Raw genomic sequence first — 13,481 nt, 5'->3', positions numbered from 1 at the left:
TCGGGCCCTTAGTTTTGATAGTGATAAAGGATAAAGTAGTCGCTCTGATAAACAACGGTACTGTTTGCGGGAGAGAGTAATTCACCCACGCGAAAACGTGGCCAACTGGAAAAGATAATTCTGTTTTCTAGATTGGTCAGAATGACATAGTCAGGATGAGCGCAGGAGAGCAGTTCGGCCTCAATCTGACTGACCAGCAGATCGACGGCGGCAACGCCAAGAAACTGATCGTTGTAGTAGATCGGCACTGCCGAGGTCAGGGTGTAGGAAATATTGCAGATATAGTCGACGTAGGGACCGTGGATATAGGCTTTTCCTGCCGGAGGTGAGTGCTTAAACCACTCGAAGGTTCTGAAATCCAGACGTTGCTGGGTGGCCTGATCTAAATCGAGGTGCGCCTGACTCAAACCATTATCTTTCTTATACCACCATTCCAGCAGCCAATACTCTTTTGTGGTGGCAGTGCTCTCAATATGGCTGGCGAACCCGGCCCCTGAACAGTAATGATTGTTACTGAGGGTGCGCTTGATGTGTTGCTGAACGGTAGATCTCACCGATGGATCGAGGACAACTTCTGCTGAGGCCTTTTGCACCCCGGAAATCGCCTCATGGATGCTCCTCGCCAGCGCAACGGTAGAATCTACGGTAGAGGCGGTAATATCATCAATCTTACGAATTAATGCGCTTAAGGATGTCGAAGAGCTCATTGTCTGTCCTGCCTTCACTGATTGTCAGTTCGAGTTATATTTCAGCTTTTTTTCAATAAGGTAATAGGTAAACGTGTCGATGATCCGTGTGGCAAGCTGCACGGATTCTGCCTCGTTGTGAGCTGCCAGCGCATCGGCCAGTGCCGAGTAAAGCGCAATAATTTCGGCATGAATGTTGTCTGCGCGATAAAGTATCGCCACCAGCGATGCCCATTCAGCCTGGACCTGCAGCTCCTGATTGGCCAGTCGCGCCGAATGTGAACTGGCAGCTATCGCCAGTAGACAGCGCATATCGGCCTGGGTCATCAGCTCTGGTGAGTTTGCCTTGCTGAGCACCTCAACAAACTCGCGAAATTTGGCGATATCCGCGCCGGTCATCCGTCTGGAAGCCAGCCTTGCGCTATGGCTGATAATGGCGCAATGCATTTCGCCCAGGTCAGAAAGATAATCCGTACTGATCGCTTTGAACGGATGCAGGGCGCTGTTTTTGCCATCAATATTTTCGCAAACGAAGCTCCCGCCATTACGACCACGAACCGTATGGATAAGATTATTAGCCCGAAGCGTGTTTAGCGCTTCTCTGATAGTGATATGTGAGACACCCATCATCTTTGCCAAATCAGTTTCGTTGGGGAGCTGTTCTTTTGGCTCCAGCAACCCCGTGATAATGGCGTTTGACAGGCGCTGCACTATCTGGTCTGAACGACTGACCTGCCCGATAGGCGCAAATATGACCGCGTGAGTAATCATAATCTTTTCTGCACTCAATTCCCTGAAACAACGACCATTTTTAACACATGCCCGTCAGGCAAGGAAGGTAAGAATGGCCGAGTTATTTTACATGCCTATGCGCAACGTCACTGCACAAGCGGATGTGTGTCCCGATAACCTTATGATGAGCTGAGCAAACGCGTTGGCTCACGATGAAAAGCCTTATCTCGAAAATGTAAAAATTAAGTTAAAAATGCGAGGCTTATCATAGTGTCAATGTTGCGCATTTGAAAATCTTTTACAATATATATATTACATAAGATTCTTTATGTATTAACGGGCAGGAGACAGACATGAAAACCCTGAAGCATTTTATCAATGGGCAATATGTAGCAGGTCGTAGCGAAGATACCTTCGAACTGGTGAGTCCGGTCGACGGCGAAACGTACGCATTATCACCCAACGCCAATGCGGAAGAGGTGGAGCAGGCCTACTCGGCGGCGGAGGCGGCGTTTAGCATCTGGCGAAAATCGACGCCGGCACAGCGGCAAAAGGCGTTATTGCAACTGGCAGATGAGATTGAACGAAACGTTGAGCGGCTGGTGAACGCGCAGAGTCAGGAGACCGGTCAGCTTCGCCATTTTATTGAGAAGGAAGAGATCGCGGCATCCTGCGATGCCATCCGCTTTTTTGCCGGTGCGGCGCGCTGTCTTGAAGGGAAAGCGGCAGGAGAATATTCCGCCGGGTTTACCTCGACTATCCGCCGTGAACCGCTGGGTATCGTTGGACAAGTCACGCCATGGAACTACCCGTTCATGATGGCGGTATGGAAGATTGCGCCAGCGCTGGCGGCAGGCAATACGGTCGTATTAAAACCCAGCGACACCACGCCGGTCAGCACGCTGCTGTTAGCTGAACTGGCCGCGCCGTTGTTCCCAAGAGGGGCGTTTAACGTCGTATTAGGTAAAGCCAGTACCGGTTCGCTGGTGGTTTCAAACCCGAAGGCCTCACTGGTTTCAATCACCGGTTCGGTCCGCGCGGGTCTACAGGTTGCGGCTTCGGCAGCGGCGAACCTGACCAAGGCGCATCTGGAATTGGGCGGGAAAGCGCCTGCGGTGGTGTTTGCTGATGCAGATATGGACAAGGCGATCGCGACGATCACCACGGCAGGCTTCTTCAATGCCGGCCAGGATTGCACGGCGGCTACGCGTATTCTGGTCGAACAATCCATCTACGCTGAATTCCTGGAAAAGCTGGTTCAGAAAACGAAGAGTATTAAATTTGGAGCGCCAGCGGATCAGGCTGCGCTATATGGCGCATTGAACAGTAAAAACCAACTGGAGCAGGTGAAAGGCTTTATTGCGCGTTTACCGGCACATGCAAAAATTGAAACGGGTGGGCGTGCCGGGCCAGGTCCGGGCTTCTATTTTGAGCCGACGATCGTCTCCGGATTGCATCAACATGACGAAGCTATTCAGCATGAAGTATTTGGACCGGTAATGACTATTCAGCCGTTTTCGACTGATGAAGAGGGTCTACACAAAGCGAATGATGTGGAATATGGTCTGGCCGCCAGCGTCTGGACCAGTAACCATGGTCGCGCACAGCGCTTCAGCATTGACCTCGATTTTGGCACCGTGTGGATTAACAATCACATTCCTCTGTGCGCCGAAATGCCGCACGGCGGGTTCAAAAAATCGGGTTATGGCAAAGATCTCTCATCCTATTCGCTCGAAGAATATACTCGGGTGAAACATATCATGTGTGACATTTCTGAATAGAGAGGATGTCGATGAAAACATTAAACATAGCGGTGCTTTCATTCGTGATGTTCTCGGGCTATAGCCTGGCAGAAAGCACATCGCTGAATACCGTTAAAGAGTACATGGCGGCCTGGAATGCACACGATGCTTCGCGAGCCGCGCAATATCTTGCTGATGACGCAGTCTATTATGATGCCGCCGCTGGCGAACCGATAAATGGCAGAGAAAAAGCTGAAAAAGAGGTTATCGGTGCCTTTATTAAGGCGGTGCCAGATCTGAGCTGGAAAATGGTCGGCAAACCCGTTTACGACGAAGATACCGTGGCGTTTCGTTGGGAGTTTTCTGGCAAAAATAGTGGTGAATGGGCAGGGAGTCCGCCGACAAATAATCCGATAAAATTTGAAGGTGTCAGCTATATTCATGTTAAAGCAGGTAAAATCACCTGGCAGGGTGATTATTATGATTCTAAAAAACTGGATGAAGAGTTAAAGCCAGGGAAATAGTCGGCTGTACCCCTTTATTACTATGAAGGGGGACATCTCTTATTTGTGTCGTATTTAGGGCAGTGTGTAGCAATAAGGAAAAAAGTTAATGGCAATTACCAGACGTGATTTTCTCAACGGCGTCGCGGTGACTATTGCGGCGGGGCTTACCCCGCTGGAATGGGTCAGGGCGGCAGGAAAGGGAAACGCATTTATAGATGGAAATTATTATCCGCCAGGGCTGACGGGGCTGCGGGGTAATCATCCTGGATCGTTTGAAATGGCGCATGCAGTAGGCCGCGAGCATAAACATTTTGATTTAAACGCTCTGCCCGTTGAGGAAGAGTACGATCTGGTGATTGTGGGCGGCGGTATTAGCGGGCTGGCTGCCGGTTGTTTCTGGCGCCAGCTTGCCGGTCAAAATAGCCGGATCCTGATCCTCGATAACCATGACGATTTTGGCGGGCACGCCAAACGTAACGAATTTACGAGCTCAGGTAAGAAATTACTCGGCTATGGCGGCAGCGAAGCATTCCAGTCGCCCGCGCACAATTTCAGCCCTGAGGTGCAAAAACTGATGGAAACCGTGGGCGTCAGCGTCACGCGGTTAAAAGAGAGCTTTGACGTAAACTTCTACCCCGACTGGCAGCTCAGTCGTGGCGTGTTCTTCGACAAAAAGAATTTTGGCGAGACAAAAATCGTCAGCGGCGATCCGGGGCGCGCGGTATCTGATGATATCCCGCCGAACAGGCTCAATGGCCGTAAAATTGAAGACTTTATCAATGATTTTCCGCTAAGTGAGCACGACCGAAAGGCGTTGATCGACCTGCACGTCCATCCTGGCGACTATCTTCCGGGCATGACGGTCGATGAGAAAATGGAATGGCTGGATACCCACAGCTACAGTGAATTTTTGGCCACAAAAGTTGGTTTGAGCAAAATGGCGCTGCTCTATTTTCAGCAGCGTTCTAATGACTTCTTTGCCATCGGCATTGAAGGCATTTCCTGTAGCGATGCCAGGGCGTGCGCATTACCCGGCATGGAGGCGCTGGGAATACCGCCGTTGGACGGCGAGTCGCTGGCCGACCTCGAAGAGCCGTATGTTTACCATTTCCCTGACGGTAACGCCGGGCTGGCCCGACTGTTAGTCAGGTATATGCTGCCGGATGCGCTACCGGGTAACACGATGGAAGACTCTGTCCTTGCCAGACTGCATTACGAAAAGCTGGATCTGCCGGAAAACACCACGCGCTTGCGTCTGAATAGCACGGTGATTAATGCGGCCAACACAAAGGATGGCGTGGTGGTGACCTATCTGCGTGACGGCAAAATGCATCGCGTGCGCGGTAAAAACACCATCATGGCGGGCTATAACATGATGATCCCGTATCTGGTGCCTGAGATGCCGGAACAGCAGCAGGCGGATCTCAAACTGAACGTGAAGGCACCGCTGGTGTACACCAACGTGGTGGTCAAAAACTGGCAGGCGTTCAAACAGCTTGGCGTGCATGAATTTTACTCTCCGGCGGCACCATACAGCCGGATTAAGCTCGACTATCCGGTCAGCATCGGCGGGTATCAACACCCGGCCTCACCGGACGAACCGATGGTCATTCACATGGTCTATGTGCCTACTTATCCGGGCAGTAATCTGTCGGCTAGAGAGCAATTCCGTCTTGGGCGAGCGTATTTACTGGGGACCACATTTGCGACGCATGAGGAGATGATTCGCTCCCAGTTACAGGAAATGTTTGGCTCAACGGGCTTTGATAATCAACGCGATATCTCCGCCATTACGGTTAACCGCTGGGCGCATGGCTATGCGTATTACGCCAACGCGTTGTTCGATGATATGGATAAAATGCCAGAAATTATCGAGCGGGCGCGTCAGCCAGTTGGTCGCATTGCCATCGCTAATTCCGATTCTGACTGGGGCGCTTATGCCCATACGGCCATCGACCAGGCATGGCGTGCGGTTAATGAACTCAAGGATATGGGGTGATCTATGCGTAACGTAACCGTTCTTGCCGCCTGTTTGTTTACCGCCTCTGTGAGTGCAGCGGAATCTAATGGCGAATATATCGCCCGTATCTCTGACTGTGTGGCCTGTCATACCACCGAAGGGGGGGCGGCGATGGCGGGTGGCAAAAAGTTTCCTACTCCGGTAGGGGATATTTATTCGACCAACATTACCCCAGACAAGACCCAGGGTATTGGTAATTACTCATACGAGGATTTTGACAAGGCCGTACGTCAGGGAATTGCTAAAGATGGTCATCCGTTATATCCGGCCATGCCTTATCCCTCTTACGCGAAACTTTCTGATGACGATGTACAGGCGTTGTATCGCTATTTTATGCATGATGTCACCCCCTCTGCGCAGCCCAATAAAGAGAATGCCATTCCGTGGCTACTCTCCGCCCGCTGGCCGCTGCATATCTGGAACTGGCTGTTTACCGACGCGCCAGCGACGGCTGTAGAGCGTGCGAAAACGGATGACAACGCTGCGTTGGTAAAACGGGGCGCTTATCTGGTGGAAGGTCCCGGACACTGCGGTTCTTGCCATACCCCGAGAGGCATGGCGATGAACGAAAAAGCGTATACCAATGCTGATGCCGAGTACCTGAGCGGCGCGATGATCGACGGCTGGTATGCACCTTCGCTGCGCGGCACGGGAATGTCTGAGCAGGAATTAAAATCGCTGTTGCTGACCGGTAAAAGCAAGCATGCCGCGGTTTCAGGTTCGATGGCAGAAGTCGTCACGCAGAGTACACAGTATCTGACCGATGACGATGCCACGGCGATCGCGCAATATCTGCTGAGCCTGAAAAGCGAGAAGCCTGAAACGGTGCGCGCAGCGGCAACTACGATGTCCTGGTCGAATTCACCCGAGGCGGGCAAAGTGACCTATAACCGTTACTGCTCAACCTGTCACGGTCTGGAGGGGAAAGGTACGGATGATAACGCACCTTCGTTGATCAACAATCCGCTGGTGATGGTTGATGACCCGACGCCGCTATTCAGAGTGATTGCCCACGGCGCAGAAACACCGACAACGCGTGGCAGCGTCTCCTTTAAGATGCCGGCTTACGGTGGCATGTTAAGCGACAACGAAATGCGCGACGTGATTAATTACGTGCGTAAAAGTTGGGGAGAAGGGAATGGCGAAGTAAGCCAGGAGGACCTGGCAGGGATTAAAAAAGCGTCACATTAAACAGCATGTCGGATGGACAAGGTGCTTGCAGCGCCATCCGGCAGTGCTTAAACGGCGTTTACTCTGATAATACCCACCAGTCGGGTAAACGCCGACGCCATTTCATGCTCTTCAATACTGGCAAATCCCAGCAGCAGGCCGCTGCGTTTCTCTTCATTCACGTAATAGCGAGACAGCGGGCGCACCAGCAACCCTTGCGCATTTGCCTGTTGGGCAATGACAACGTCATCGCTCCCGACGGGCAACTGTAGAATCATATGTAACCCGGCGTTGCTGCTGAAGGAGCCAAGATACTGCTCGCCCAACTGGCGACTGATAAGCTCTACCAACGTCTGGCGGCGACGACTGTACAACTGGCGCATTTTACGAATGTGCGCCGCGTAGTAACCCTCGCGGATAAACTCCGCCAGCGCTGCCTGAATCAGCAAATGTCCACCACGATAGAGGTCGTTATGAACCTTCTTCAGCGGCGCGGCGAGCGGTTTGGGCAGTACCACATAACCGAGCCGCAGTGCGGGGTAGAGTGTTTTACTGAATGTCCCGATATAGATGACCGGCGTCTCTTCTTCCAGTCCCTGCAATGATGGAATTGGCTGGCCGGAAAAGCGAAATTCGCTGTCGTAGTCATCTTCCACTATCCAGCTTCGCGTTTCACGTGCGCGAAAGAGTAGTGCCCGACGGCGGTTGAGGCTCATTACCGAACCGAGCGGATATTGATGTGACGGTGTCACAAAAATCAGCTTTGGCGCGGATTCGCCAGCCTCTGGCGGCACCATACCTTGTTCATCAACCGGGATCGCCGAAAAGTTAACCGCATTGATGCGCAGAATATTTTTGATTCCCCAGTAGCCCGGCTCCTCAATCCAGGCGTTATCCCCCGGGTTGCATAGCGTCCGGGTCACCAGATCCAGCGCCTGGTGAATACCTTCAGTAATCAGAATTTGCGCCGGTGAACACCGTACCCCGCGTGCGGTGCGCAGATAGTCTGCCAGCGCTTCTTTCAGCTCAGTCACGCCGCCTGCGGCATCGTACGTGAGAAACTCCGGGCGTAACCGTCTCGCCAGCCGATCCTGAATTTTTTTGAGCACCCGGTGAGGGAAATGCTCCACATCAGGTACGCCTGGAATAAATGCGCCCCATTGACGGGGGCTGGCGCTGGCATGGCCCAGCAGCTCAAGGCAGCGGGCAGATAAGCGGGTGTGATCCTCCAGTGTGGCGGCAACGGGCTTTTTGTGGGGACGCAGGTCGAGATTGTCCAGCACGCTGTCGGTGACAAATGTGCCGCTGCTGGTGCGCGCAGAAATATAACCTTCGGCCTGCAATTGCTCGTAAACCCGCAGGACGGTATTGCGCGATAGCGTCAGTTCGCCTGCCAGATCACGCGACGGAGGCATTCGGGTCGCCGGTTTCAGGCTACCTTCGAGGATGCAACTGCAGATGGCGGCATACAGGCGACGATGCAGCTTTTCATCGGTCTGCTGGCTAAATGCCTGCTTGATCACATCTCCGGCAAGTGAACGCATTTGGATCCTTAAAATAAAACGATTTGGCTCTCGATTAAAGTACCAGATGGCGTCTAAATTTAAAGGGTAATTCAACCTAAATGTATTAATGGACAAGGTGTAGAGAATGAACAATAAAAACCTGCAACAACGTCGTCTGGATGCCACCCCGCGTGGCGTGGGTGTAATGTGTGATTTTTATGCCCAGTCAGCAGAAAACAGCACAATTACCGATATCGAAGGCAATCAGTACATTGATTTTGCCGCCGGGATTGCCGTGCTGAACACCGGACACCGTCATCCTCGCCTGGTGCAGGCAGTCGAAGCGCAACTGCAGGCTTTTACCCATACGGCTTATCAGATTGTCCCGTACGAAAGCTATGTGTCTTTGGCGGAGAAAATCAACGCCGTTGCGCCAATCGACGGCAAGCGCAAAACCACATTCTTCACCACCGGGGCTGAAGCGGTCGAAAATGCGGTGAAAATTGCGCGCGCACATACCGGCCGTCCTGGCGTTATTGCTTTTGGCGGCGGTTTTCATGGGCGTACCTACATGACGATGGCGTTAACCGGCAAGGTGGCGCCGTATAAAAAAGGGTTCGGCCCGTTCCCTGGCTCCGTTTACCACGCACCGTATCCTTGCGAGTTGCAGGGGATTTCTACGGCGGACTCCATCAAAGCGATTGAGCGCCTGTTTAAAGCCGATATCGATCCCACTCAGGTCGCGGCGATTATTTTCGAGCCCGTCCAGGGTGAAGGGGGCTTCGTGGTGGCGCCGCCGGAGTTTGTGGCTGCCATCCGCCGTATTTGCGACGAGCATGGCATCGTGATGATCGCCGATGAGGTGCAAAGCGGGTTTGCCCGTACGGGCCAGTTGTTTGCGATGGACCACTACGCTGACAAAGCTGACCTGATGACTATGGCAAAAAGCCTTGCAGGCGGCATGCCGCTGTCTGGCGTCGTGGGCAAAGCTGAAATTATGGATGCGCCTGCGCAGGGTGGTCTGGGCGGAACCTACGCCGGAAACCCGCTGTCAATTGCGGCAGCTCATGCGGTGCTGGATATTATTCGTGATGAACAGCTGTGCCAGCGTGCGGCAGCTCTTGGCGAACAATTGCGCGCCACTCTGACTGACGCGCAAACCGGGTGTCCTGAACTGGCCGAAGTGCGCGGCTTAGGCTCTATGATCGCCGCTGAATTCTGTGATGCAGCGACGGGAGAACCCAACGCAGCCGCCGCACAACGCGTGCAGAAGAAAGCCCTTGAGCAAGGATTACTGCTGCTGACCTGCGGTCAGTATGGCAACGTTATTCGTTTCCTTTATCCGCTGACGATCCCGCAGGATCAGTTCGCCAAAGCGCTCGATATCATTAAAGCGGCAACCAAATAATCCGTTAGTCCTAGTGTTACCCACAGCCGACGGTGGTCATCACCGTCGGCTTTTTTGTCGGCATAAATTGATCTTCCTCGTGTGTCGTGCGGTATTTATCGCGAATGGGTTGCCTGTTATATCGTTATATAATTTAATACACATCGTTTTTACTCCGCTATCCAGATGGTATCCCATGTTAACTTTCCGCTCTTTTGTGCTGGTATGCGCCAGCATGTTGTTTGCGTTTTCTGCCCAGGCCGACCGTACGATCACCGACCAGCTTGGTCGTCAGGTCACGATTCCGGACCACGTCGACAAAGTGGTCGTGCTGCAACACCAGACGCTGAATATTCTGGTCCAGCTTAATGCTCAGCAGGACATTATTGGCGTGATGTCGAGCTGGAAAAAACAGCTCGGGCCTGAGTTTGCGCGCTTTATGCCGGCAATTACCACATTGCCGACGCCGGGCGATCTCACCAGCGTGAATATCGAAAGCCTACTGGCGATTCATCCACAGGTGGTTTTTGTCGCCAACTATGCGCCTGCGGAGATGATCCAGCAGATTCAGAACGCCGGTATTCCGGTCGTGGCAATCTCATTGCGCAAGGATGCAGCCGGGCAACAGAATAAAATGAACCCGACCATGGCAGATGAAGAGCAGGTCTACAACGAAGGGTTAAAGCAGGGGATTCGCCTGATTGCGGACGTCGTGGGGCGCAAACCGCAAGCTGAGACGTTGATCGACTACGTTTTTGCGGCGCGGGCAAAATTCAATGCGCCGGTCGCAAAAATCCCGGATGCGCAAAAAGTCCGTATTTATATGGCTAACCCCGACCTGATGACTTACGGTTCCGGGAAGTACACGGGACTCATGATGCAGCACGCGGGTGGGCTAAACGTGGCGGCTGCCAGTGTAAAAGGCGCCCGTCAGGTTGCGCTGGAACAGGTATTGGCGTGGAACCCGCAGGTAATTTTTGTTCAGGATCGCTACCCGCAGGTGGTAACGGAGATCCAAAACGATCCTAACTGGCAGGGGATTGATGCGGTGAAAAATCATCGCGTCTGGTTGATGCCTGAGTACGCCAAAGCCTGGGGCTATCCGATGCCAGAAGCGTTGGCGATTGGTGAGCTGTGGATGGCCAAAAAACTGTACCCGGACGCCTATAAAGACGTGGATGTTGATGCGCAGGCGCAAGACTACTATCAGCGTTTTTATCGTGTGAACTGGCAGCCTGATGCAGTTAAGTAAGCGCATTTTACTCCAGCAACCACTCTTAATCGCGACGGTCCTGTTGCTGGGCCTTGGTTCGTTGTGCCTCGGACAATATCCGCTGTCGTTAAGCGAAGTCTTTTATCACCTGATGCACTATAGCGACGCTGAAGGGATTGCCGGTCAGGTTATCTGGACTGTCAGGCTACCGCGAATTCTGATGGCGCTGCTGGCGGGTGGTGCGTTGGGGTTATGTGGCGCGACGCTGCAAGGGGTATTTCATAATCCGCTGGTCGACCCGCATATTATTGGCGTGACGTCCGGGGCCGCTTTTGGCGGAACGCTGGCTATTCTGCTCGGCCTGTCGCCGTGGTTGATGATGGGTTCAACGTTTTTCTTCGGTCTGACGGCGCTGGTCCTGGTGTATGCCATTGCTGCGCTGCAGGGGCTGGAGAATACGCTGGTGCTGATCCTGTCGGGTATCATTTTGAGTGGTTTTTTTGCCGCGCTGGTGAGCCTGATTCAGTATCAGGCTGATACCGAAGAAACGTTACCCAATATCGTGTTCTGGCTGCTCGGCAGCTTTGCGACGGCTAACTGGCATAAAGTTCTGCTGTTGGCGATTCCAGTTGGTATCGCTGCGACAGTTTTGTACCAGCTACGCTGGCGGATAAACCTGTTATCACTCAATGATAAAGATGCCCGATCGCTAGGCGTCGCGGTAGTTCCTCTGCGACGCAGCGTTTTGCTGTGCTGCGCTTTTTTAGTCGCCGCTCAGGTAGCGGTCAGCGGCAGTATCGCCTGGGTTGGGTTGGTTATTCCGCATCTGGCGCGTTTGCTGGTGGGGGTTGATCATCGGCGTCTACTGCCGTGCGCCTTCTGGATGGGAGGCGGTTTTATGATTGTGGTGGATGATATTGCCCGTACCCTGATGCACGCGGAGATACCGCTTGGGATCATCACCGCAATATTCGGCGCGCCGCTGTTTGCTTTTTTACTCATCCGCTCCAGCCGCCGGGGGACATCATGAAACCTGCCGCATTGCGTGTAAATACGCTTACCTATGGGTATCGCGTGCCGCTATTTGAGCCGCTTACATTCAGTTGTCAGAAAGGTGAGATCTGGGCTGTGCTGGGACGTAACGGCCTGGGTAAAAGTACGCTGCTCGATACGCTAACCGGCACGCTGCCAGCTTTGGACGGCAGCATTGAAAATGACGGCGGGATAGGGATTGTGGCGCAGCATTGCCACCTGCCATTTCCTTATACGGTGAGCGACGTGGTGCTGATGGGGCGGGCACAGCACGTGAAGCTTTTTGCGCAACCCAGCCAGCAGGATCAACTAAGAGCGACCCAGGCGCTGGAGCAGTTAAATATTGCCCAGCTTGCTTCCCACTCGTTTAGCTCACTTTCCGGGGGGCAACAGCAACTGGTGATGATAGCCCGGGCGCTGGTGACGGAGTGTCAAACGCTGCTGCTTGATGAGCCGTGCTCCGCGCTGGATCTCGCCAATCAGCAGGTGGTGCTTCAGCTCATCAGCGATCTGGCCCATCTACAGGGATGCAGCATTCTTTTTTCGACCCACGATCCGCTGCATGCGTTACAAATAGCCACCCATACTTTGCTGCTGCTCCCCGAAGGAAAATGGCGGGCAGGGCCAACGGACAGTATTGTGACGGAAGAGAATCTGTTCCTGGCCTATGGCTTACCGCTGCGAAAACTCAGTGTAGAGAACCACCCGACGCCGTTTATCGCACCGCTGTTTACTATTCGTCGTTAAGAGGTAAGAACCCGGCGGCGGTAAGAAACGCCTGACCGCCGTTGGAGAGCATGAATTTAACCAGCGCCATCACCTCGTTGGATGCGTCGAGCACCGCCAGTTGGTATTCGCAGCGAATATTGTGCTCATCAGGGATAGCTACATAATGCACGTCGGGTTGGGCGCGCAGCGTATTCGCGTAATGCGCGTAGCCGATAAACAGATCGGCCAGTCCCTGGCGAAGGATCCAGGCGCTCGCCAGTTCTCCAGACGGTATTTTCACCGTATCACGTCCACCAACCAGCGGGATGGCGCGCGCCCTAAGCTGTTGTCCGAGTCCTGGCTCCAGTACATCCATATTGTCGAAAAATGCCCAGGTATAGTCTCCGGAAGGGTCGCAGCCGGGCGTGGATGTACCTATTCGTAGCGTTGGGTCGCGGAGCAAATCCAGCCAGGCGCCGTTTCGGTTGCTGACCAGACTCAGTTGATTCCAGCTAAAGGTCTGCGTGAGGACAGCTTTTTGCAAAGCCAGCAGGCGTTGCGGGTGCTCCCGATTGGCTGAGGCAAAGAGCGCACACGGTTCACCGGCTTCAATACGCTCGCGTAATAAACCGGCCGGACCATATTCCACCTTCACGTCTATTCCACTATGGCGCGAGAACTGGCTTATTAAAGGGGCAAATGCCAGGCGTAAACTGCCCGCGGCAAACAGAAGAATGGAAGAGGGCATGGTATCCTATCTCTGGCGAAAAAGGGTTTGCG

General features: G+C 53.3%; 12 protein-coding genes. 8 read left to right on the top strand and 4 right to left on the bottom strand.

Annotated features, from left to right (window positions below; translation table 11 throughout):
- Positions 1 to 8: 8 nt before the first annotated feature.
- Both HV243_RS13705 and HV243_RS13700 read right to left on the bottom strand, forming a co-directional pair.
- Entirely contained in the window at positions 9 to 707 is a 699-nt protein-coding gene (locus tag HV243_RS13705) for a cache domain-containing protein (protein WP_016152932.1), read from the bottom strand.
- Positions 708 to 731: 24 nt separating this feature from the next.
- The gene (locus tag HV243_RS13700; protein ID WP_016156385.1) at positions 732 to 1,457 is read right to left on the bottom strand and encodes a GntR family transcriptional regulator; all 726 of its coding nucleotides are present in this window, start codon (positions 1,455 to 1,457) and stop codon (positions 732 to 734) included.
- A 314-nt stretch (positions 1,458 to 1,771) separates the two neighbouring features.
- On the opposite strand from HV243_RS13700, the gene HV243_RS13695 reads away from it, so the two are divergent.
- The 4 genes from HV243_RS13695 (at position 1,772) to HV243_RS13680 (ending at position 6,877) form a co-directional block, all read left to right on the top strand.
- On the top strand, positions 1,772 to 3,199 hold the full coding sequence (locus tag HV243_RS13695) for a gamma-aminobutyraldehyde dehydrogenase (RefSeq protein WP_053389350.1): 1,428 nt from the start codon (positions 1,772 to 1,774) through the stop codon (positions 3,197 to 3,199).
- Between the two features lie 11 nt (positions 3,200 to 3,210).
- Complete coding sequence (locus HV243_RS13690) at positions 3,211 to 3,684, top strand: ester cyclase (RefSeq protein WP_016152935.1); 474 nt, start codon at positions 3,211 to 3,213, stop codon at positions 3,682 to 3,684.
- A gap of 88 nt (positions 3,685 to 3,772) precedes the next feature.
- Positions 3,773 to 5,665 (top strand): NAD(P)/FAD-dependent oxidoreductase, encoded by a 1,893-nt coding sequence (locus HV243_RS13685; RefSeq protein WP_053389351.1) that lies wholly within the window; start codon positions 3,773 to 3,775, stop codon positions 5,663 to 5,665.
- Between the two features lie 3 nt (positions 5,666 to 5,668).
- Complete coding sequence (locus tag HV243_RS13680; protein WP_053389352.1) at positions 5,669 to 6,877, top strand: cytochrome c; 1,209 nt, start codon at positions 5,669 to 5,671, stop codon at positions 6,875 to 6,877.
- A 47-nt stretch (positions 6,878 to 6,924) separates the two neighbouring features.
- Here HV243_RS13680 and HV243_RS13675 read toward each other — a convergent pair whose 3' ends face one another.
- Positions 6,925 to 8,400, bottom strand: coding sequence for a PLP-dependent aminotransferase family protein (locus HV243_RS13675; protein ID WP_053389353.1), 1,476 nt, complete (start codon positions 8,398 to 8,400; stop codon positions 6,925 to 6,927).
- A gap of 106 nt (positions 8,401 to 8,506) precedes the next feature.
- On the opposite strand from HV243_RS13675, the gene puuE reads away from it, so the two are divergent.
- The 4 genes from puuE to HV243_RS13655 all read left to right on the top strand — a co-directional run bounded on the left by puuE (position 8,507) and on the right by HV243_RS13655 (position 12,740).
- Positions 8,507 to 9,769 (top strand): 4-aminobutyrate transaminase, encoded by a 1,263-nt coding sequence (gene puuE, locus HV243_RS13670; RefSeq protein ID WP_053389354.1) that lies wholly within the window; start codon positions 8,507 to 8,509, stop codon positions 9,767 to 9,769.
- Positions 9,770 to 9,944: 175 nt separating this feature from the next.
- Complete coding sequence (locus HV243_RS13665) at positions 9,945 to 11,000, top strand: ABC transporter substrate-binding protein (RefSeq protein WP_053389355.1); 1,056 nt, start codon at positions 9,945 to 9,947, stop codon at positions 10,998 to 11,000.
- Positions 10,987 to 11,991: an iron ABC transporter permease gene (locus tag HV243_RS13660; protein ID WP_047417753.1), complete on the top strand. Its 1,005-nt coding sequence runs from the start codon at positions 10,987 to 10,989 to the stop codon at positions 11,989 to 11,991. Before HV243_RS13665 ends, HV243_RS13660 begins: the two co-directional genes overlap by 14 nt.
- Positions 11,988 to 12,740, top strand: a complete 753-nt coding sequence (locus tag HV243_RS13655) for an ABC transporter ATP-binding protein (RefSeq protein WP_047417750.1) — start codon at positions 11,988 to 11,990, stop codon at positions 12,738 to 12,740. Before HV243_RS13660 ends, HV243_RS13655 begins: the two co-directional genes overlap by 4 nt.
- On the opposite strand, the gene HV243_RS13650 is transcribed toward HV243_RS13655, so the two are convergent.
- Entirely contained in the window at positions 12,727 to 13,449 is a 723-nt protein-coding gene (locus HV243_RS13650; RefSeq protein WP_047417743.1) for a substrate-binding domain-containing protein, read from the bottom strand. The two genes, HV243_RS13655 and HV243_RS13650, sit on opposite strands and share 14 nt — an antisense overlap.
- Positions 13,450 to 13,481: the final 32 nt, after the last annotated feature.

This window comes from Citrobacter sp. RHBSTW-00599, assembly GCF_013784065.1.
GTDB classification, from domain to species: Bacteria; Pseudomonadota; Gammaproteobacteria; order Enterobacterales; family Enterobacteriaceae; genus Citrobacter; species Citrobacter braakii.
This window is presented reverse-complemented; position numbering and strand designations above follow the sequence as displayed.

Excerpts from the sequence above, each read along its gene's own strand:
- HV243_RS13705 (WP_016152932.1), bottom strand. The coding sequence starts at position 707 with ATGAGCTCTTCGACATCCTTAAGCGCATTAATTCGTAAGATTGATGAT.
- HV243_RS13700 (WP_016156385.1), bottom strand. The coding sequence starts at position 1,457 with ATGATTACTCACGCGGTCATATTTGCGCCTATCGGGCAGGTCAGTCGT.
- HV243_RS13695 (WP_053389350.1), top strand. The coding sequence starts at position 1,772 with ATGAAAACCCTGAAGCATTTTATCAATGGGCAATATGTAGCAGGTCGT.
- HV243_RS13690 (WP_016152935.1), top strand. The coding sequence starts at position 3,211 with ATGAAAACATTAAACATAGCGGTGCTTTCATTCGTGATGTTCTCGGGC.
- HV243_RS13685 (WP_053389351.1), top strand. The coding sequence starts at position 3,773 with ATGGCAATTACCAGACGTGATTTTCTCAACGGCGTCGCGGTGACTATT.
- HV243_RS13680 (WP_053389352.1), top strand. The coding sequence starts at position 5,669 with ATGCGTAACGTAACCGTTCTTGCCGCCTGTTTGTTTACCGCCTCTGTG.
- HV243_RS13675 (WP_053389353.1), bottom strand. The coding sequence starts at position 8,400 with ATGCGTTCACTTGCCGGAGATGTGATCAAGCAGGCATTTAGCCAGCAG.
- puuE (WP_053389354.1), top strand. The coding sequence starts at position 8,507 with ATGAACAATAAAAACCTGCAACAACGTCGTCTGGATGCCACCCCGCGT.
- HV243_RS13665 (WP_053389355.1), top strand. The coding sequence starts at position 9,945 with ATGTTAACTTTCCGCTCTTTTGTGCTGGTATGCGCCAGCATGTTGTTT.
- HV243_RS13660 (WP_047417753.1), top strand. The coding sequence starts at position 10,987 with ATGCAGTTAAGTAAGCGCATTTTACTCCAGCAACCACTCTTAATCGCG.
- HV243_RS13655 (WP_047417750.1), top strand. The coding sequence starts at position 11,988 with ATGAAACCTGCCGCATTGCGTGTAAATACGCTTACCTATGGGTATCGC.
- HV243_RS13650 (WP_047417743.1), bottom strand. The coding sequence starts at position 13,449 with ATGCCCTCTTCCATTCTTCTGTTTGCCGCGGGCAGTTTACGCCTGGCA.